We start from the raw sequence: 18,677 nt of genomic DNA on the forward strand, positions 1-18,677 counted from the left end.
TTAATCGTACTGCTGATGATTTAAACTCAGCACTGTAAACTCGTTTTTTCATAATTCTAAGATATTTATTTTTATTTAAACAGTCTTAAAATTTATGTCCCAGTAAATGTAGCAACTCCAAAATCCTTTTGTGCCGTTGTTCGGCACAAAAGATTGCAACGGACAGCGGGAAAAAGCTCCAAAAAAATAAGATGAAAGCGAATTAAATAATTAAACCTAAAAAACACATTGATCAGCAAATAAAATGAAAAATTCAGCTACAACAAAAATTACCACAAGGACCGCCGTCATTCTCAAAACCCGATCAAAGCCCCAAAAACCAAAGCCAAAAACACCCAGCCCTATGCCCCGAAGAACCCTTATAAGGAACCCCAAAGACATAACCGGGAAGGACATAGAAAAAGACCTAAACTATACCTCCTCCAGGTTAAAAGGAAGTTTTCTTATTCTTTTTCCTGTCAGATCAAAAATAGCATTGGTAAGCGCCGGCGCAAAAGGCGGAAGTGCAGGCTCGCCCACACCCCCGGCATCGGCGTCATTCTCCATCACATGCACCTGCATTTGCGGCATATCATAGATGCGCGGCATATTGTAAGAGTAAAAATTCTGCTGATCTGCCATGCCATCTGTAAAAGTCATCTCATGGAAGGCTGCGGCTCCCAGTGCCATTATGATGGAGCCCTCTATCTGGGCTTCAATAATATCGGGGTTTACATACCAGCCGCAATCCATAACAGCCCATACCTTATCTACTTTTACGCCTCCTTCAGCCTTACGGGAAACCTTTACGATCTGCCCGACCGTACTGTCAAAACATTCTGTGATGGCAACGCCAAATCCTTCGTTTTTTCCCCTGGCCTTCCATCCCGATACTTCTTCCATCTTATCGATAAGTTTCTGAAGGCGTTCTTCTTTTAAATATTTTCTTCTAAAATCAAGCGGGTCTTTCCCTGCCGCATGCGCCATTTCATCCATGAAGCTCTCATAGGCAAAACCATTGGTAGAGGCGTAAACAGACCTCCACCAGAGCACCGGTATGGGCGTTTCAAAAGGAATATCAGAGAAACTTATATTTTTAACCGACTCAAAATACGGCGCCAAAAAACCTTCTGTAGTGCTTCCATTGGCTTTTCCCCTATTCTCGGACATCCAGTGGTCGATGTTCTGGCCCGCCATACGAAACTTTACAACGGTCATTTCCCCATCTTCTATAACACCTTCCCCCCTATAGGAAATACCGGGCCTGAAAGGCCCCTGGCTCGCATCATCTTCCCTTGTCCAGACGACCTGGACAGGCCCCCTGATCTCCCTGGAGATCACAACGGCCTCATGAACGAAATCCGTAAAGGCCTTCCGTCCAAAACCACCGCCTAAAAAAGTCATATTTACGATAACCGCATCCAAGGGAATCCCGAAACTTGCACTTATAAATTCCTGCATCCAGTCCGGGGCCTGCAGGGGTCCCCAGATTTCAATTTTATTTCCCTGATGGTGCGCTATGCAATTTAATGGCTCCATTGCATAGTGCGACTGGTAGGGTGTCTGGTAGGTCACATCGAGCTTTTTTGCTGCAGCCTGTATAATTTTATCGGGATCACCCACTTTCTTAAAGATAAGCCCCTGCTCCTTATCAAGTAAATCCAATTGTCTTTTGGATATTTCAGCGCTGTCCAAATGCTCAAACCCGCTGTCGTCCCAAACTATTTTTAGTGCCTTTTTGCCCTGCAGGGCAGCCCAGGTATTGTCCGCTATAACGGCCACACCTTCACGCAGGGTATTATGGACCTTCATTTTTATTTTAAATACCTTTTTTACCCCGGCAATTTTTAAGGTTTCGCTGTCATCATAGCTCACGAGCTTTCCCCGCAGTCTGGGATTGCGCTCCACTGCCGCAAAAACCATCCCGGGAATTCTTTTATCAATTCCAAATACGGCAGTTCCATTGGTTTTTCTGGCCGTATCAATTCGTCGTATACCTTTGCCAATGAGCTTATAATCCGAGCGTTTTTTCAATTTTACCTCTAAAGGGGCAGGCAGTTTGGAGGCTTTCTGGGCCAACTCCCCGTAATGCAGGCTTTTTCCCGACGGCTTATGGATGACATGGCCTGATTGCGCAAAACATTCACCTGCCGGCACAGACCATATACCGGCCGCTGCAGCGATGAGCATTTCCCTGGCCGTGGCGCTTAACTTGAGAAGATTTTTATACGAACCCCTGATTGTAGAGCTCCCCCCTGTGATCTGGCCGCCATATTTCTTACTTCCCTGTGCAAATACCACATTAATATCCTTGAGGTCCACTTCAAGCTCTTCGGCTATAATTTGCGGTACAGAATGAAAAGAACCCTGTCCCATTTCTGCGCGATGGTCTATAAGGGTTACCTTGCCGCTTTGCTCAATAATAATCCAGGCATTCATCTCCACCGAATTAAGCCCGTCCAATTCCGGATTTACGATATTGGCCGATGCACCCGCGCTGTTGAATACACCAAGATAGAAAGCTGTTCCCCCTATACCTGCCAGTTTAAGAAAACCTCTGCGTGAAACGTTTGATACTATATTTGACTCTGACATGATTTTTGAGTATTTTAGTGTAACTTCATTATTTGGCCGGTGCATAGGCCCCATTTTTAATCCAGGCAGTCCACGCTTTTTTAAATTCGCTGTGGCTCATCGGGGGCATTGAATGTCCCTGGGCTGGTTTCCAGCCCGCCAGCACCAGTTGGTCATCAGCATGCTCCAGGAGCTGCTTCATGTTCTTATTGCCGTTTTGTTTCAGGTCTACAAGCTGTTTGGCAAGATCATGGGCTGATTTTCCCTGGAAAACCATTTTCATGTTAGCCGGGGGCAAATGCCAGTTTGGAGCTCCCGGAGGCGCATGAGGACCTGTAGTATTTTCCAATTGGTGGCAATTGGCGCACTTCATGGCATAAAGCCCCTTTCCGTCTGCTCCGCGTTTTGGAAACATTTTATGGATATGGCTGTCATCTCCCTGCAGGGGTATATCCCCAATGGGATGGCAGTTAACACATCTGGGGCTCATCAGCACTGTATATACTTTCTCAAAAGCCTTTACCGAGGCTATACTGTCCTTTACAAGAGGCGTGGGTATATCTTTGTATGCTTTATCGGGACTGTATGTATTGCTAAAACCAAAAGCTGCAAGGGTAATCATAACCAGGATTACAGCTGCAATTGAGCCGCTTTTTTTTCGCAGCATAACACTTATATTTTGTGAGTGCCTATTTTTTATCATACTGAAGTATTGAAAAGTTGTATAAATTTAGAATCCCAGGGATCACTATGATTTCTCAGCTGATTTTCGCTGTATTTCAGCAGCAATATGTATCGCTTTTCGAATTCTGGGATAAGTACCGCAGCGGCAAATGTTACCGGCCATCGCATTATCTATATCCTGATCTGTAGGGTTGTTATTCTCACGAAGCAGTACTGCAGCTGACATAATTTGCCCGGAATGGCAATAACCGCATTGCGGGACATCTATATTCTGCCATGCCTGCTGTAAAGGATGATCATTGTTTAAAGATAAACCTTCAATGGTCGTGATTTTTTTCCCCTGGGCACGGCTCACTTTAGTAACACAGGAGCGCACCGCTTCCCCGTCAAGATGTACCACACAGGCACCGCACTGCGCCACGCCGCATCCATACTTTGTACCGGTTAGCTGGAGAATATCACGCAAGGCCCAAAGCAGCGGCATATCACTGCTAATGTCACAATCATGTGATTTATTATTTACATTTAATTTAATCATCTTGTAATTAATTTAGTTTTTATTTAAAATTAATCATAAATAGCTTAAGATTTAATTTATGATCAAAATTAACACAAAAGGTTCATATAAAAATTAGTGAATTCAAACTATTAGTTAAGTTAATCAAACAATTAATCAGGTGCCAGGGCTTCCCCGTAGTATAAACCCAAAAACCTCCTAAATCAAATGACTTTGGAGGTTTATGATCTGGACCTTAGCAAGTTCCAGCCAATTTAAAGATCATTAGGAAACGCGGTCGACATAAAAATTAAAAATTTTCAATAACCCTTTGATATCTTATTTCAGATTATCCTTAAAGAAACGCCCTAATGTATCGAAAGGAATCACATCCACTTTGTCATACAGATCAACGTGAACTGCATTTGGTATAATGATCAGTTCTTTCGGCTCACCTGCCACTTTAAAAATATCTTCACTAAAATATCTTGAATGTGCCTTTTCCCCTGCAATCAAAAGCATTGGTCGTGGCGCAATTTCCTTTACATAAGAGAGTATTGGCATATTCATAAAAGATATTGGATTGGTTGCAGGCCATGCTCCGTTTGAGTTTACAGAATTAACCTGAAAACCGCGCGGTGTTCTGTAATAATCAAAATATTCCTTTACAAATTGCGGTTCATCGCCTTTCAATGCTTCGGGTAAGTTTCTTGGGCCATCTGCCGGTTTTCCAGCCTCGGCGTCTTTCCAGCGCTGCTCGCCCAAAGCTTCCAGTGTTTTGGTTCTTTGCTCAGGAGTTACTGAATCATTATAGCCTTTGGACATGACCCTGGTCATATCATACAGACTTGTCGTGGCAACCGCTTTCACCCTTTTATCAATAGCCGTGGCATTTAAGGCAAAACCGCCAAAACCACAGATCCCGATGATCCCAATTTTGTTCCTGTCAACGTTTTTCTGCAATCCCAAAAAATCAACCGCGGCGCTAAAATCCTCTGTATTGATTTCAGGGGATGCCAGGTTTCTTGGCTCACCTCCACTTTCCCCCGTATAAGACGGGTCAAAAGCCAGCGCCATAAACCCGCGTTCTGCCATTTGATTGGCATATAATCCTGATGATTGCTGTTTCACGGCCCCAAAAGGCCCGCCAATGGCTAGTGCAGATAATTTTTGGTTTCCTATATCTTTAGGAAAGTATAAATCTCCACTTAATGTAATACCATAACGATTTTTGAAGCTCACTTTTTGACGGGTTACCTTATCGCTTAATTGGAATGTATAATGTTTTTTTGACGTGTTCATTTTTTCTGAATTTAATTTTGTTTTTTGTGCAAATAATTGCCCTGTTATCAGAAACAATATTGTGATTGCCAATGCTTTTTTCATTTTATGTTTGAATTATTTTTAATACTTAGATACTACTCCTGGGCTATCTCTTGTTCCCAATTCATCATCTCTTTCCTAAATTTTGTACAGAGGTTTACTAAAGCTCCTGCGCTGTTGGGCGAAAGATAATTTCGTTAATGTCTACATCCGAAGGCTGGCTAATTGCAAAAGCCACTACACGGGCAAAACTGTCCGCGCTAATCCCTACTTCGCCTACATAGTCTTTGTTGGCCTGCTGGATATCTGCCTCTGAAATATGTTCCAGCAGCTCTGTTTTAACAGCACCGGGACATACGATGGTGGTACGGATATTATAGGGCTTGAGCTCCATTCGCAAACCTTCTGTTAATGCACGAACGGCATATTTGGTAGCGGAATAAACCGCAGACCCGTAAAATACCTTATGGCCCGCCACAGAAGAAGTGTTGATAATCTGGCCGGACTTTTGCTCTTTCATATAAGGAAGAACAGCGGCAATACCGTTGAGCACGCCTTTGATATTAACATCTATCATGGTGTTCCACTCCTCTACATTCACTCGGTCCATTGGGGACAAAGGCATGACCCCTGCATTATTGAGTATGACATCTACACGTCCAAATTGCCGGGCTGCCGTGTCAACCAGGTTTTTTACCTGCTGCAGATCTGTCACGTCCACTTCTACAGCAAGGGCTTTCGCGCCTGTTTGCTGAATATCTTTTGCCAGCTTTTCAATTCTGTCCGCTCGTCTTGCACCAAGTACCACTACAGCGCCAAGTTCTGCCAGATGCCTGGCAGCAGCCTCTCCCATCCCGCTGCTCGCTCCTGTAATGATTACTACTTTATCTTTGATATTATTTTCCATAATTAATTATATTTAATTTCAATTCTTTTTGAAAAACTATTGAACACTTTTATACACCTTATCGGTTACCGCTTCGTTCCAGTTTACAATTCCTTTTTCGGTGTTGGGAACGATGTACAATTGCTGCAAACCCACATCAACGCTAGCACCGTGCCAATGCCTTACATTTGGCGGACATTTTATGAGGTCACCTTTTTTGATAATTTCAACAGGCTTTCCCTCAATTTGATGATAACCAACACCATCGGTAATAATCAGGATTTGACCCGAGGGATGACTGTGCCAGTTGCTCCTTGCACCTGGCTGGAAATAGACATTGCCAACCGCTGTTGTAAAAACGCTGTCCGCATCAACCAAACCGGTATTGTATGCATTACCTGTAAATAAATCTTTTGAACCTTTTTCACCTCTTGGAAAAATTTGAGTCAGCTGGTTTTTATCTCCATTTGTTTTTTCATGGTTTTTATTCTTGCTGCAAGCCATTGCCAGCACACAAATTATAAGTGCCGATGCTATATTTAAAATACTTTTCATAAGATTTCATTTTAATTGTTTTCAAATTTCAAAACTACATTTCCATTACCCAGTGCAGCAGGAAGTCCCGCAGGATTGTCAATATATCCGAGTTTTGTATAACTATAGGAAGTCTTGAAACTTTTATAAAAAAGTACCAGGACATTGTTTCCGTAAAGCGTTAAATCGCCCGCTTTTATTTCACCTCCAACCGAAGCATTTGCTGGAAGCGGACTGGGAAAATCGTAGTACTTTTCATTGCCATTCATCTCTGTCATATCGATGGTAAGCGGAAGCATTGCTTTTAGTGCAGCTGTACTGGGGTTATTATACATCGTTGCTGTAAAAACGGCTGTGCCAATTGTTATTCTCATTTTTGATGTTGAATTATTATTAGTACTTTCATTCTCATTGTTTTGTGGTACTGCTTCATTGTCATTGCCACAGCCTGCATTACAAAAAGAAAAAGCGAAAAGAACAGCGATAACTGTTACTAAGGATTTCAGTTTCATACGATATGTTTTAAGGTTAAACATTTTTAATGAATTTTGCAGGAATCCCGCCCACGATAGTATTATCGGGAACATCTTTGGAAACTACGGCCCCTGCGGCGACAATGGCATTCTCTCCAATGGTAACGCCGGGCAAAATCGTTGCATTGGCACCAATCCATGCATTTTTTTTAATGTGGATAGGTTTTCCAATGAGTCCTTTTCTTTGCTCTGGATGTAAGGGATGGCTTTCGGTAATAAGGCTGACTTTCGGGCCAATTAAAACATCATCTTCAATGGTAATGCCGCCGAGTGCCAAAAAGGTGCAGTCAAAATTGATAAATACGTTTTTGCCGATCGAAATGTGTTTTCCGTAGTTGATGTAAAGGGGTGTAAAAACGGTTACATCTTGAACTTTTGTATCTAAAATTATGCTCAGTATCTGTGCAATTTCATCTGGATTTGAGGAATTATTCATCTGGTTAAGCAATGCTTTGACAGCAAATGCCTCTTCTCTTAATCTGCCTAGTTGCGGATCGTTTGGAAGTATCGCCTCACCGGCTAAAAGCCTCTCAAAAATATCTTTTTGAAATGGTGCAGCTTCGGAAATAGGGTCTTTATCTGACATAGTATTTGAATTAAATATCCAGATACAAAGATAAGGCTGCCTTTAAGCAGGGAAGTAACGATTATCAAACCAAAGCTTAAGAAATTCAAACTTCCGCCAGACGAAATGCAGTGGGATTGGTTCCCGTAGTCTTTTTGAAGAAATTATTGAAGTAGGTTGGATAATCAAACCCGAGGGCGTAAGCGATCTCGGAAATACTCCAGTCGGTGTGCTGCAAAAGCGCCTTGGCTTCTGTGATGATTCGCTCTGTAATATGAGTCGTTGTTGATTTTCCCGTCACTTCTTTTACAGCCCTGTTCAGGTAATTAATATGCACATTCAAATGCTTTGCGTAATGCTGCGCCGTTCTTAATTGAAGCGGACTAGAAGTGGTTTCAATAGGGAATTGCCTTTCCAGCAGTTCTAAAAACACAGAGGCTAATCTGGATGATGCATTTTTGTTTTGCTCAAAATTCTCAGAAGGTTCCATCTTTAAAGATTCGTGTATAATCAGACTGATGTAATTGCGAATCAGTTCATCTTTAAATACATAATCACTTTTTTGCTCGGCAATCATTTTCTGAAAAATAGTATTCAGAAAGCCTCTCTGCTCTTCTGTGATTTTCAAAACAGGTGTTCCCCCTATTTTAAAAAAGGACGATTGCTGCAGGCTTTCAGAACGTTCGGAGTTTTTAAAAAACTCCTCAGAAAATAAAATAGTGTAACCAACGTAAGTGGTGGAGATAGTTTCCCACGAATAGGGAATGTGCGGATTTCCGAAAAAAAGAATCGTGCCTTCCTGCTCATAGGTCTTATCGGAATAATGAATCCTGCTTTTCCCTGTAGTGAGGCAGATTTTATAAAATTCCTTTCTGCTGTAGGTTCTGGTTTCTGCGCCATCATCCTCTATCTGAAATGCTTTAAAACCCTGGAGTTTCAGTTCATTGTTAAACTGCGAAATTTCTCTTGTTATGATCTCTTTCATAATGCAAAGTTAAGAAATTCAAACATACAATAACTCTTAATCTTAACTTCGACCTGTAAACTAGAAAATAGAACAATTTGGTTCAAATTTACATTCTCCCAGGACAAATTGGATCTGTTGCAGATCCTAGCCCCGATAGCAGTGGAAATCCTTTTGTGCCGGGGTTCGGCACAAAAGATTGCAACGGATAGCGGGAAAAAGCTCCAAAAAATAAAACTATATACAATTCACTAAGTACAAAGTACAAACAAAGTACAGCACAACCCCAGACAAGCACGGCCATACCACCCAACCTGCCCTATACCCACCTTAAAAAAAACCACAGCAATAATCTAATTCAAAAAATAAAACGACAAATCCCCAACAACAAAAAATTACCACAAGGACCACCGTAATTCCCAAAACCCGATCAAAGACCCAAAACACGCAGCCAAAAACACCCAGCCCCTATGACCCGCAGAACCCTTAAAAGAAACCGTAAAGCGGCCCCAAAGACATAAGGGGGAAGGACATAGAAAAGGACCTTATAGAGAATGACCCTTCAAAGGGGTCTCAAACCGATATGGATACCCAAAATAGCGATGAGGCTCAAAATGATTCCTTTGAGACCATAGCGCCCGAAAAGGATAATCCGGTAAGGAAGGAATTCGAAATAGGTGTACTTGGAAATGACGAGCTAAAAGAAGATGAACGCGCCAGGGATGAATCAACTTATGGTGCACCGCGCAATACTAAACCTTCTGGGCGAAAATTTAAATGTACTGAGATCAAGGGAATCTAATAGGATTACATAAGCCAGCGAGAGTACATAATGCCAATGAAATTAAATAATAGCTAAAGGCGTTAAAAAAAATTCCCCCTCCTGTAAATTATATAACACCATAAGGGCAATAATCCCCTACTTTTGCCCGTTACAATCCAGCAGCAAAAACAGCGCATAACACAACAGCATAGCAGTACCTGCCGCTGCCCGGGAGATTACAAGAAATGAAGAAGTTTGACATAAAAAATGCAGATGGCAACCAATGGCTGGTATCCCACAACGAGTTCCCAAAATTCACCTGCTGCTTTGAGAATAAAAAATTCAATTACCAAAGGACCATAACAGGGCTTTCCGACCCCTTAGGCGATCCAGATGAAATCCAATTACTGCAGAAAATGGAAAAATGGCTCAGGGAGTACCATAAGGAGAAAATAAACGGATGAGCATAAAAAATTAAACGCGGCAGGTGGTTCACCAGGTGTCTTTTTATAATCAGTCCCATTTTATTTGGATCTGTTTATTCCCTAAAAACTCCTAAAGTTAGCCGTTCAGGAAAATACAGATGCGTATTATACAATTACCAGCATCAAAGCTATAAGAAGATCCCCTTATTAAAGACCACCTTTGAATACGAAAATTATAAGTAAACATAAAATGGAAGATTATGTTTATGGACACCCCGCCATGTACTTAACTGTATGTGGCGGGTTTTCCATTTCATTATGAATTATATCACGATAACTAAAATGATTTATGTTTTCTTTAAAGGGGCACAAAAGATTGCAGCTCATAGCGGGAACAGCGCACAAAAAATAAGTAGCATGATATCCATAACCTATTGTATTATAAGAATATGGTTTCATAGTATCAAAGACTGACTCTTCATACATAAAAGAAAGGGGAAGTTAAAAAACGCCATTTATAGTGAAAGAAAAACGCATTGACAAAAAAGTATGGGACTTCAACTATTAAAAATTTAAGCCCTGTGGTTTGCCTTTGTTTATAAAAATTGACATGGCTGTTAAACAGATTTTTTTTTAAAATTTTTACTTAAAAAAAAAGCTAAACAAATTATTTTCTTTTATATAACTTAGCAATACAGCGACAGCAGATTGTATGGAGTGCAACAAAAAAGCCTATGTTGTAATTGTACAAAACTTTTCCAATTTTCTATAATAGTAATCTCAAATAACTCGCTAGCTTCGTAACCACCAAAAACCGATTACCATGTACCGAAATATGAGTCTTTTAAAAGATATCGTTGACAATACCCCTTTGCCAATTGCCGTATATTCAGGGGATGAGCTTAAAATCGAACTGGCCAATACTGCCATGATAAAGGCCTGGGGCAAAGGCGATCAGGTATTGGGAAAAAACTACCTTGAAGTGCTTCCCGAGGTTGAAAAAGAAGATTTTTTCCAGCAGGCCACAACGGCGCTTAAAACCGGCATACCCTTTCATGCCAAGGATAAAAAAGTAGACCTTGTGATCGATGGCAAACTTACAACACACTATTTTAACTACAGCTTTATTCCTCTTGTTGATCCCGACGGCCATATCTACGGTGTAATGAATACCGGGGCCGACGTAACTGATATACATATGGCAAAACTGGAGCTGGAAAGAGCCCAGCAGAGGCTCAAAATGGCCATTGAATCTTCGGGCATGGGCACCTATGAGATAGACCTTGTTACCCAAAAAGTAAAAACCTGTGGTAATTTCAATGCCATCCTGGGCATTGAAGGGGAAATATCAAACGCAGAGCTGATTGCAAAACTGCACCCCGAGGATTTACCCGTACGCGAACAAGCACATCAAGATGCCCTGAGTACAGGGATAATAACTTATGAGAGCAGGATACTAAGCAAGGATGAGACCTCCCGATGGATTAAAATTAACGGAAGGATAATTAAAGACGAGAACGGCGATGATACGGTCATTATCGGCATTATCCAGGATATCCATGAACATCGGGAATTTGAAGATGAACTCAAAAGACAGGTCACCCAAAGTACCGAAGAGCTCAGAAGATCCAATGAAGATCTGCTGCATTTTGCCAATGTAGTTAGCCATGACCTTCGGGAACCTGTCAGAAAAATTAAAATTTTCAATACACTGCTTCGAAACGAAAAAGACACTGTTTTTAATGAGGCCAGCAAAAAATACCTTACCAAGATTGACCAGTCAGCGCTAAGGATGAACAATATCATAGAGGGCATTTTAAGCTACTCAACAATCGATAAATCCCAGCAGCCTATTGAGCATATTGACCTGTCTGAAGTCATTGAAAATATAAAAACCGACCTGGAGCTCATCATCAAGGAGAAAGGCGCAATACTTAATGCAACAGTGCTCCCTGAAATTGAAGGTGCACCGATTCTCATTACACAGCTATTTTATAACCTGATACAAAATGCACTTAAGTTCTCCAAAGCAGACCAGCCTCCGCGTGTTATCATTACCAGTGCCTTGGTGAGTCTTCATGGCCAGGATGCAGTACAAATTACCATCAAAGACAATGGAATAGGTATGGATCCTGCATTTGCCGAGAAGATTTTCACAGCCTTTGAGAGATTAAATTCCAAAGACCAATATGAAGGAAATGGTCTGGGACTAGCACTTTGCAGAAAAATAGCCAAAAGGCACAACGGCACCATAACGGCCACGGGCGAGAAGGATAATGGCGCTGAATTTACAGTTACACTACCTCTGAAACAGACCAAAGCTAATATTTAAAATTTAAAAATACAGCAGATTTTTACTATGGGTCGTTCGAAAAAAATCACATTCCTTTTATATATGGTCTCTAAGATAAACATGTACAATTGGTCATAGTCACAAAATCAATATACACAGCCATTACAAGTTTACTATTTACAAGATTAATTTTGAGTATTCAAATAATTAAGACCAATTCTGAAATTATATTAAATGGATGAGATGGCAGCTTCATTTCTAATTCATCGTTATTCGTAGTGCTCCTTTTAATCCATTTTCTATAAACAATTTTGCTTCCTTTTACATAAAGAAGCTGAGAATTTGCTTTACCAGAATCATCAGAATTACCCATCAGCGACATGTCGGCGATTGACACTTTAAATAATCTTACATATACCCATCTCAATATGCTAAATTAGAAAAGGCAGCCCTAGCCCCGATAGCAGTGGAAATCCTTTTGTGCCGGGTTTCGGCACAAAAGATTGAAACATATAGCGGGAAAAGCTCCTAAAAAATAATATTTAATAGTCCCTCACTGCTTTTTTACTATCACCTACAAAATCAAAAAGCGCCCCTTTCATTGAAAAGGCGCTTTTCTATACTTTTTTTTTAAAGGTTTCTTAAAATTAAGAAGACAGTAATTACCTGAAAATAGAGATACTGTCCTCAAGCTGCTCCCTGGCAATAAATGCCGTTATAAATTCACGCACTTCAATGTCCGTTCCATTCTCAATCTCAAAAGAATTGATGTGAAACTCCTCATCCTGATCCAAAATGTGTATGATCTCCGTGTAGCCCTTTGAGATTATACTGCCTTTTAATTTAATGATGTTCGACTGCTGTCTGCCCCTAACGGGTATTGCTACAAGTGGCGTAGTTTTATCAACTATTAGAGAAGCTTCTGACAAGGACTATGTCTTAACGGTTCTTAGTGATTGTTGTGCCGATGGAGATGAAGAGGTTCATCAAATTTTAACCACTAAAGTTTTCCAGATGCAGGCAGAGGTTATTTCTCTAAAACAATGGATCAGCTAAAGCTAAATAATTTGCCCCTCTTCATTGATCAAAATCATCTAAATTCTAATTATTTAAACAGCAATTTTAAAAGCAAAACCGTTTCACATATAATTTTGTCCGTTTGAGCTATTTTTTTTTATGTTCTGTCACAAGTGCCTTTTATGTTTGCATCATCAAACTAAAAAAAGGCTTTTGCCTGATAACATTTAAAATATAGTAAATCATGAAAAATTTATTTTTGCTCTGCATTGTTCTGGTATCTTCAAGCGCTTTTAGCCAAAGTTTTTTTGACAGGCTTCATTTTGGTCTTAAAGCCGGTGCTAATTACAGTGATTTTTACAATGCTGATTTTGATACCGAAGGTTTGCCTGGATTTCATGCCGGTGCAATTGTAGCTTTAGATATCAATGACAAATGGTCTGTACAGGAAGAATTTTTATATTCTACCCAGGGCGCTAAATTAAAAGGCGGACTTACTGATGGCAAAGACCTGAAGCTATCTTATATCTCTGTACCGATCGTAGTAAAATACAAAACCAGCTTCGGACTCTATTTTGAAGCAGGTCCTCAAGTAGGAATTTTAGCCTCCGAAGATTTTAAAGAAATAACGAATAATGATACTGATTTCGCAAAAAAAATTGATGCTGGTATGGTTGGGGGTATCGGCTATCAGTTTTCAAACGGTCTTGGTATTGGAGCGCGCTATTATATGGGACTGACGGATGTCAGCAAAACAAAATCAACGACCATAAATACTGATTTTCAAAATCATATGTCACAAGTCAGTCTTTTTTACATTTTTTAAATCAGATAAATTTCATTTTACAAACTAAGAGCCAAATAATACCACCTGCATTTACAGGCGGTATTATTTATTCCTCAAAATTACAAGAGCAGTATTACTATTTTTTGTATTTTCCCTAAATTAAAACGGATTGAGATCTGTAGCCAAAAATGTAAAACCATAATCATGAACAATATTGCCAAATCTTTCTCTCCTTTAATTTTGAGGGAGATTTATAAAATGAACATTTTTTTGACGTTCTTAATCTCGTTGATTGCTTTATTTTTTCTTGTTATTTTTAAAAACTCAGCCGCTCTCATCCTTTTCATGACCTTAAAAAGTCTGGTTTATATTTTTACCGTAACTTTTTCGCTTTCAGCAATATTAGAATTTTGTGCGGTAAAATTTCCAAATGATATTGTTCAGTTCAGGATTTGGCGTTACGGCTCAAGTTTTTGTACATCTATATTGCTTCAAATGATCTTGTGGCCTTTTTTTGCTTATATGGCGCATGTAGAATGGAGCGTTTACAATATAGAGCTTATTATGACATTTTTAATGGAAGCTATTTTCATTTCGACTTTAGTATTGTTGTTACAGGATTTTGCGATTTTAAGATTGGCTAAAACACAAGCCGAAATTGAAAATTCGAGATTGCAGCTTCGTACGGCACAAGCTGAAAATTTACTTTTGAAACAACAAATACATCCTCATTTTTTATTTAACTCTCTCAATACCTTAAAAGCGCTTTACAAAAAAGATCTTGCCCTTGGTGAACATTATCTTATACAACTCGCCGGGTTTTTAAGAGCTGCGGTAACACTTAACGACAGCATGGTTACAACACTTGAGGAAGAACTGGATTTTTGCCAAAATTATCTTGAAATGCAAAAAATGCGTTTTGCAGAAGCTTTAGAATGGGATATTAAAATAAATAATCCGGAAATACTCAAATTCAGTATACCTACATTTTCTCTTCAGCCTTTAGCCGAAAATGCCATCAAGCACAATAGGTTTACCAAACAACATCCGTTACGGATTACAATAGAGCAAAAAGGATCCTATATATCTGTATCTAATACCATGAATCTTAAAGAACCAAATGAAACATCTCTAAAAAGCGGTTTGGCAAACTTAGCCGAACGTTGTTTAATCTGGTCCGGAAATGAAATTATAATCAACAACGATGGCACAACTTTTTCTGTAAGCTTTAAAATAAATACCGATGAAAATCATAATTATTGAAGATGAATCGCTCGTAGCTGAAGATCTTGCCTCCAGCCTGAAAAACTGCAATGCCGAAATCGAAATCATCGCTCTTTTAGGATCTGTTAAAGAAGCAATTACATATTTTAAAAATAATCCCCAGCCTGATCTTATCTTTAGCGATATCCAGTTGGGAGACGGTTTGAGTTTTGAAATTATTCAAACAGTGCCTTTAAATGTTCCGGTCATTTTTTGCACCGCTTTTAATGAATATGCTCTCGATGCTTTTAAGGCCAATGGAATTGAATATATTCTAAAACCCTTTAGCGCAGCCGAATTAAAAGTTGCATTAGGCAAATTTCATAAGATGCAGCAAATAATGAGCGGCCAGATTGCTGCACAATACCAAAAGGCAATGGAAACCATCTCTAATCTTCAGCAGCCTGTTAGTGGTACTATCATGGTAAAATACAGAGATCGCCTTCTTCCTTTTACATTAGATAAAATTGCTTTATTTTATGTTGAAGCCGAAACTACAGTCATGCTGGCACACAACGGTAAAAGTTATATCCTTACCGAAAGCCTTGAAGATCTGGAAAAAAGAACCAACAGATGTTTCTTTAGGATGAACAGACAGCTTCTGGTTAACCGAAATGCAATTGCTGATGTTACCGATTATTTTCCGCGAAAGCTAAAAATAAACCTTTCGTTTCCTTTTCATAAAGATATTTTTGTCAGCAGGGAAAAAAGGTCTAAAGTATTGGCGTGGTTAGAAAATTGATTTTCTAAAAAGTAGTAACTTGTAAAATAAAAACGATGAAGATTACTGCTTACAGGCTTCACTATTATCTGCGCGAAATTATCTCCGTTACCATGTTATGGCTTTTTGGCGGACTGCTTTTTGTATATATAAAATTTAATGATATTCCCAATAACATCATATCCATTGCCTATCCTCTAATTCCGGGAATGACAAAAAAATGGATTTATGAATTTTCTGCCATAACCTGCATTTGTATAGGGTTACTAATGGGTATTTTTCATACCCTGATTTATCCTAAGATGATCAAAACCCGAAATATTGTTCTCACTATTTTTTTGCGAATCATGGTTTTCACAGCGCTCACGACAGCGCTTATTTTAATTGCTTTTCAATTTTCCGGCATGCCTTCAAACGCCTGGAAAAGCACTTCACTTCCTGAAGGTTCAGGGTTAAGTGTCATGATTTCGATGATTTTAATGGAAATGCTGGTAGGAATGGTCGTTACGCTTCGAACCAATATGGGCAAAAACTACTTTAGAAATTTCATTCGTAATGCCTATTTTACGCCATCACTTGAAGACCGAATTTTTATGTTTATGGATCTTAAGGACTCGACGTTATTGGTTGAAAAAATGGGAAGTACAAAATTCAGTAGTTTTATTCAGGATTGCTTTAAAGACATTTCTGCCATTGCACTTGATTTGGGTGGCGAAATCTACCAGTTTGTTGGAGACGAAGCCGTTTTAAGCTGGCAGATTACAACCAATAAATGTTTTAATAATGCGCTTCAAATGCATTTTTCTCTTATTGAACGTTTGGAGAAAAAACGACCGTATTATATGAATAAGCACAACATATTTCCTGAATTTAGAAGTTCTATACATTCCGGGATTGTATCTGCTGCACTTGTTGGAGTTTATAAAAAAGAAATGGCATATCACGGAGGAGTATTAAATCTATGTTCAAGGCTTCAGAAAGTATGCCGTGATCATGATGCTGCTTTAGTTATTTCTGAAAGTTTTTACAACCATTTAGTTGTTGATTATCCCTTTAGCTTTTTACCGATTACTGATATTGAATTGAAAGGAATTTCAGAAAAACAACTTGTATACAAAGTAATTATCGATTCTAAAAGCGTAGATAAAAGCCCGGTTACGCCGTAAAAACTTTCTTCTAAAAATTAATTCTCCACTTTTAATTATCTGCTAAACCGTATTTATCTACTACGAAACGGTTCACCCGTAAGATTGTCCGTTTGACTTTATTTTTTATGCTTTTTAAGAAATTGCTCTCCTACTTTCGCAGAACAAATATCTTAAAATTCAACTATAATGATTCAAATAAAAAATACCAAAAAAGGCTGGGGTATAGTATTGATAATCCTTTTATGCCTTAGCAATTCTTACGGACAAAATACGGCTATTAAAATATCGGGCATTCGCTCAGAAAAAGGGCAAATTATACTCAATGTTATTAAAAACAGTGAAGATTACGAACAGGAAAAAGTTTCGAAAAAATTAATCTTTGATAAAAAAGCAATTAGTAATGACCTTATGATTATTAATTGTGATCTCGAACCCGGAACATACGGCATCACGCTTATTGATGATGAAAATAAAAACGGAGAACTAAACAAAAACCTTATCGGTATACCAAAAGAAGGTTTTGGTTTTTCTAATTTCTTCATGGAAAAAATGAAAAAGCCTGCTTTTGATGATTTTAAAGTTACTGTAAAAAACACGGGCAATAAAATTACCATTAAGGTAAAATATATGTAAAACGATTAAAAACGAAGTAAAACCCAAAATTAAAATTATGAAAACTAAAATCATTATTCAATTAATGCCTGTAAAGGCAATGGCTATTTTAGCCCTGCTATTTTTATCCTCTTGTGATAATAACGAAGTAGATCCGTTTGGATCTGCCCGACTAAAAGTAGTAAACGCTGCTCCCAACTCAGGTTCTCAAAAATTTGTTATGGCAAACATTCCATACATTGGTGATCTTGATTATTTAGAGCATTCCGTATCATATCATGACGTTGCTGTAGGTAACAATCTGGTAAGCCAGTTTAGAGATGAAAATGATAATGATTTGTATGCCACTGAAGAACTTGATCTTGACGATGACAGAAGATATACTGTATATCTTACAGGAGAATCGAGAGACGATGCTGAAGTAAGACTTTATGAAGACAATATAACTGCGCCGGCTAGTGGAAAAGCTAAAGTAAAATTCATTCATTTAAGCGGTGGAGCTCCTGCGAATATTGATTTTCTTGATGCTCAAGGCAATAATCTGGCCTCTAATGTTTCACGCTACAGTCAAAGCAATTACACTGAAATTAATGCCGGTTCATTGGGCATTCAGGTACGTGGCACTGGAACAACTGATAATCTGGCAACGCTGCCAGCAACAGATTTTGCGGCTGGAAAAGTGTATACCGTTTTTATCTCTGGATCTTCCGGATCAGGATACAGAATCGAACAAATTTCGCATAATTAATTTTATTATTTTTTCTATATTATAATAACAGACTTCTAAAAAACGATTCATTTTTAGAGGTCTGTTATTTTTATAATACTGTCTATGATAATATAAATGATCCCGCCCTCCCCTCGAAAAAGTCCTAATAAAAATAGGACTTTTTCACGCTTAAATATTATTATCTAAACTCATTTTAGTAACTCCATATTTATGTTTTAAAGACAGTTTTCAATCTTAAAAACACCCAAAAGTTCTGTGAAACAACTTTAAAACTGAATAAATTTTCCATCAATCCCCAACAGGACATCCAAACCAAAATCCTTAAGACACATAAAGTCAGTCTCTACTTCCAGTAAGCCAATCGCTTTAAATCCTCCATA

21 protein-coding genes are annotated in these 18,677 nt (G+C 38.9%); 10 read left to right on the forward strand and 11 right to left on the reverse strand.

The features are described 5' to 3' along the window. Positions 1-411: 411 nt before the first annotated feature. From LL966_RS05165 to LL966_RS05205, 9 genes are all read right to left on the reverse strand, one after another. A complete protein-coding gene (locus LL966_RS05165) occupies positions 412-2,574 on the reverse strand; it encodes a xanthine dehydrogenase family protein molybdopterin-binding subunit (RefSeq protein WP_229350911.1) in 2,163 nt (720 codons plus the stop codon). Between the two features lie 28 nt (positions 2,575-2,602). After that, complete coding sequence (locus LL966_RS05170) at positions 2,603-3,220, reverse strand: c-type cytochrome (protein ID WP_229350913.1); 618 nt, start codon at positions 3,218-3,220, stop codon at positions 2,603-2,605. A gap of 81 nt (positions 3,221-3,301) precedes the next feature. Then, positions 3,302-3,775 carry a (2Fe-2S)-binding protein gene (locus tag LL966_RS05175; RefSeq protein WP_229350915.1) on the reverse strand — a complete coding sequence of 158 codons (474 nt, stop codon included), beginning with the start codon at positions 3,773-3,775 and terminating at the stop codon, positions 3,302-3,304. A gap of 297 nt (positions 3,776-4,072) precedes the next feature. Then, positions 4,073-5,119, reverse strand: coding sequence for an alpha/beta hydrolase (locus LL966_RS05180; protein WP_229350917.1), 1,047 nt, complete (start codon positions 5,117-5,119; stop codon positions 4,073-4,075). Positions 5,120-5,216: 97 nt separating this feature from the next. After that, positions 5,217-5,963 carry an SDR family oxidoreductase gene (locus LL966_RS05185; RefSeq protein WP_229350920.1) on the reverse strand — a complete coding sequence of 249 codons (747 nt, stop codon included), beginning with the start codon at positions 5,961-5,963 and terminating at the stop codon, positions 5,217-5,219. A gap of 36 nt (positions 5,964-5,999) precedes the next feature. Continuing rightward, a complete protein-coding gene (locus LL966_RS05190) occupies positions 6,000-6,497 on the reverse strand; it encodes a cupin domain-containing protein (protein WP_229350921.1) in 498 nt (165 codons plus the stop codon). An 11-nt stretch (positions 6,498-6,508) separates the two neighbouring features. Further along, positions 6,509-6,988 carry a cyclophilin-like fold protein gene (locus tag LL966_RS05195; protein WP_229350923.1) on the reverse strand — a complete coding sequence of 160 codons (480 nt, stop codon included), beginning with the start codon at positions 6,986-6,988 and terminating at the stop codon, positions 6,509-6,511. A 16-nt stretch (positions 6,989-7,004) separates the two neighbouring features. Continuing rightward, positions 7,005-7,595 carry a sugar O-acetyltransferase gene (locus tag LL966_RS05200; protein ID WP_229350925.1) on the reverse strand — a complete coding sequence of 197 codons (591 nt, stop codon included), beginning with the start codon at positions 7,593-7,595 and terminating at the stop codon, positions 7,005-7,007. A gap of 85 nt (positions 7,596-7,680) precedes the next feature. Then, entirely contained in the window at positions 7,681-8,559 is an 879-nt protein-coding gene (locus LL966_RS05205) for a helix-turn-helix domain-containing protein (protein ID WP_229350927.1), read from the reverse strand. A gap of 562 nt (positions 8,560-9,121) precedes the next feature. Here LL966_RS05205 and LL966_RS05210 point away from each other — a divergent pair. The 3 genes from LL966_RS05210 to LL966_RS05220 all read left to right on the forward strand — a co-directional run bounded on the left by LL966_RS05210 (position 9,122) and on the right by LL966_RS05220 (position 12,058). Further along, on the forward strand, positions 9,122-9,340 hold the full coding sequence (locus tag LL966_RS05210) for a hypothetical protein (RefSeq protein WP_229350929.1): 219 nt from the start codon (positions 9,122-9,124) through the stop codon (positions 9,338-9,340). 206 nt (positions 9,341-9,546) lie between these two features. After that, positions 9,547-9,765, forward strand: a complete 219-nt coding sequence (locus LL966_RS05215; RefSeq protein ID WP_229350931.1) for a hypothetical protein — start codon at positions 9,547-9,549, stop codon at positions 9,763-9,765. A gap of 784 nt (positions 9,766-10,549) precedes the next feature. Continuing rightward, positions 10,550-12,058: a PAS domain-containing sensor histidine kinase gene (locus LL966_RS05220; RefSeq protein WP_229350934.1), complete on the forward strand. Its 1,509-nt coding sequence runs from the start codon at positions 10,550-10,552 to the stop codon at positions 12,056-12,058. 160 nt (positions 12,059-12,218) lie between these two features. On the opposite strand, the gene LL966_RS05225 is transcribed toward LL966_RS05220, so the two are convergent. Together LL966_RS05225 and LL966_RS05230 are read right to left on the reverse strand one after the other, a co-directional pair. Further along, a complete protein-coding gene (locus tag LL966_RS05225) occupies positions 12,219-12,416 on the reverse strand; it encodes a hypothetical protein (protein ID WP_229350936.1) in 198 nt (65 codons plus the stop codon). Positions 12,417-12,681: 265 nt separating this feature from the next. After that, entirely contained in the window at positions 12,682-12,930 is a 249-nt protein-coding gene (locus tag LL966_RS05230; protein ID WP_394799457.1) for a hypothetical protein, read from the reverse strand. Here LL966_RS05230 and LL966_RS05235 point away from each other — a divergent pair. The 7 genes from LL966_RS05235 to LL966_RS05265 all read left to right on the forward strand — a co-directional run bounded on the left by LL966_RS05235 (position 12,869) and on the right by LL966_RS05265 (position 18,315). Beyond that, positions 12,869-13,075 carry a cysteine hydrolase family protein gene (locus tag LL966_RS05235; protein ID WP_229350940.1) on the forward strand — a complete coding sequence of 69 codons (207 nt, stop codon included), beginning with the start codon at positions 12,869-12,871 and terminating at the stop codon, positions 13,073-13,075. The genes LL966_RS05230 and LL966_RS05235 overlap by 62 nt on opposite strands. A gap of 205 nt (positions 13,076-13,280) precedes the next feature. Continuing rightward, on the forward strand, positions 13,281-13,862 hold the full coding sequence (locus tag LL966_RS05240) for a porin family protein (RefSeq protein WP_229350942.1): 582 nt from the start codon (positions 13,281-13,283) through the stop codon (positions 13,860-13,862). Between the two features lie 165 nt (positions 13,863-14,027). Beyond that, positions 14,028-15,086, forward strand: a complete 1,059-nt coding sequence (locus tag LL966_RS05245) for a sensor histidine kinase (protein WP_229350944.1) — start codon at positions 14,028-14,030, stop codon at positions 15,084-15,086. Then, entirely contained in the window at positions 15,067-15,828 is a 762-nt protein-coding gene (locus LL966_RS05250) for a LytR/AlgR family response regulator transcription factor (protein WP_229350946.1), read from the forward strand. The genes LL966_RS05245 and LL966_RS05250 overlap by 20 nt, the downstream gene beginning before the upstream one ends. Positions 15,829-15,863: 35 nt before the next feature. After that, a complete protein-coding gene (locus LL966_RS05255) occupies positions 15,864-16,973 on the forward strand; it encodes an adenylate/guanylate cyclase domain-containing protein (RefSeq protein ID WP_229350948.1) in 1,110 nt (369 codons plus the stop codon). Between the two features lie 168 nt (positions 16,974-17,141). Next, on the forward strand, positions 17,142-17,588 hold the full coding sequence (locus LL966_RS05260; RefSeq protein WP_229350950.1) for a DUF2141 domain-containing protein: 447 nt from the start codon (positions 17,142-17,144) through the stop codon (positions 17,586-17,588). 37 nt (positions 17,589-17,625) lie between these two features. Next, complete coding sequence (locus tag LL966_RS05265; RefSeq protein ID WP_229350952.1) at positions 17,626-18,315, forward strand: DUF4397 domain-containing protein; 690 nt, start codon at positions 17,626-17,628, stop codon at positions 18,313-18,315. Positions 18,316-18,677: the final 362 nt, after the last annotated feature.

This window comes from Flavobacterium chungbukense, assembly GCF_020805785.1.
In the GTDB taxonomy this organism is placed as follows: Bacteria; Bacteroidota; Bacteroidia; order Flavobacteriales; family Flavobacteriaceae; genus Flavobacterium; species Flavobacterium chungbukense.

Coding starts and splice junctions, on each gene's coding strand:
- LL966_RS05165 (WP_229350911.1), bottom strand. CDS start 2,574: ATGTCAGAGTCAAATATAGTATCAAACGTTTCACGCAGAGGTTTTCTT.
- LL966_RS05255 (WP_229350948.1), top strand. CDS start 15,864: ATGAAGATTACTGCTTACAGGCTTCACTATTATCTGCGCGAAATTATC.
- LL966_RS05175 (WP_229350915.1), bottom strand. CDS start 3,775: ATGATTAAATTAAATGTAAATAATAAATCACATGATTGTGACATTAGC.
- LL966_RS05195 (WP_229350923.1), bottom strand. CDS start 6,988: ATGAAACTGAAATCCTTAGTAACAGTTATCGCTGTTCTTTTCGCTTTT.
- LL966_RS05190 (WP_229350921.1), bottom strand. CDS start 6,497: ATGAAAAGTATTTTAAATATAGCATCGGCACTTATAATTTGTGTGCTG.
- LL966_RS05245 (WP_229350944.1), top strand. CDS start 14,028: ATGAACAATATTGCCAAATCTTTCTCTCCTTTAATTTTGAGGGAGATT.
- LL966_RS05265 (WP_229350952.1), top strand. CDS start 17,626: ATGAAAACTAAAATCATTATTCAATTAATGCCTGTAAAGGCAATGGCT.
- LL966_RS05180 (WP_229350917.1), bottom strand. CDS start 5,119: ATGAAAAAAGCATTGGCAATCACAATATTGTTTCTGATAACAGGGCAA.
- LL966_RS05235 (WP_229350940.1), top strand. CDS start 12,869: ATGTTCGACTGCTGTCTGCCCCTAACGGGTATTGCTACAAGTGGCGTA.
- LL966_RS05170 (WP_229350913.1), bottom strand. CDS start 3,220: ATGCTGCGAAAAAAAAGCGGCTCAATTGCAGCTGTAATCCTGGTTATG.
- LL966_RS05210 (WP_229350929.1), top strand. CDS start 9,122: ATGGATACCCAAAATAGCGATGAGGCTCAAAATGATTCCTTTGAGACC.
- LL966_RS05205 (WP_229350927.1), bottom strand. CDS start 8,559: ATGAAAGAGATCATAACAAGAGAAATTTCGCAGTTTAACAATGAACTG.
- LL966_RS05260 (WP_229350950.1), top strand. CDS start 17,142: ATGATTCAAATAAAAAATACCAAAAAAGGCTGGGGTATAGTATTGATA.
- LL966_RS05250 (WP_229350946.1), top strand. CDS start 15,067: ATGAAAATCATAATTATTGAAGATGAATCGCTCGTAGCTGAAGATCTT.
- LL966_RS05215 (WP_229350931.1), top strand. CDS start 9,547: ATGAAGAAGTTTGACATAAAAAATGCAGATGGCAACCAATGGCTGGTA.
- LL966_RS05220 (WP_229350934.1), top strand. CDS start 10,550: ATGTACCGAAATATGAGTCTTTTAAAAGATATCGTTGACAATACCCCT.
- LL966_RS05200 (WP_229350925.1), bottom strand. CDS start 7,595: ATGTCAGATAAAGACCCTATTTCCGAAGCTGCACCATTTCAAAAAGAT.
- LL966_RS05185 (WP_229350920.1), bottom strand. CDS start 5,963: ATGGAAAATAATATCAAAGATAAAGTAGTAATCATTACAGGAGCGAGC.
- LL966_RS05240 (WP_229350942.1), top strand. CDS start 13,281: ATGAAAAATTTATTTTTGCTCTGCATTGTTCTGGTATCTTCAAGCGCT.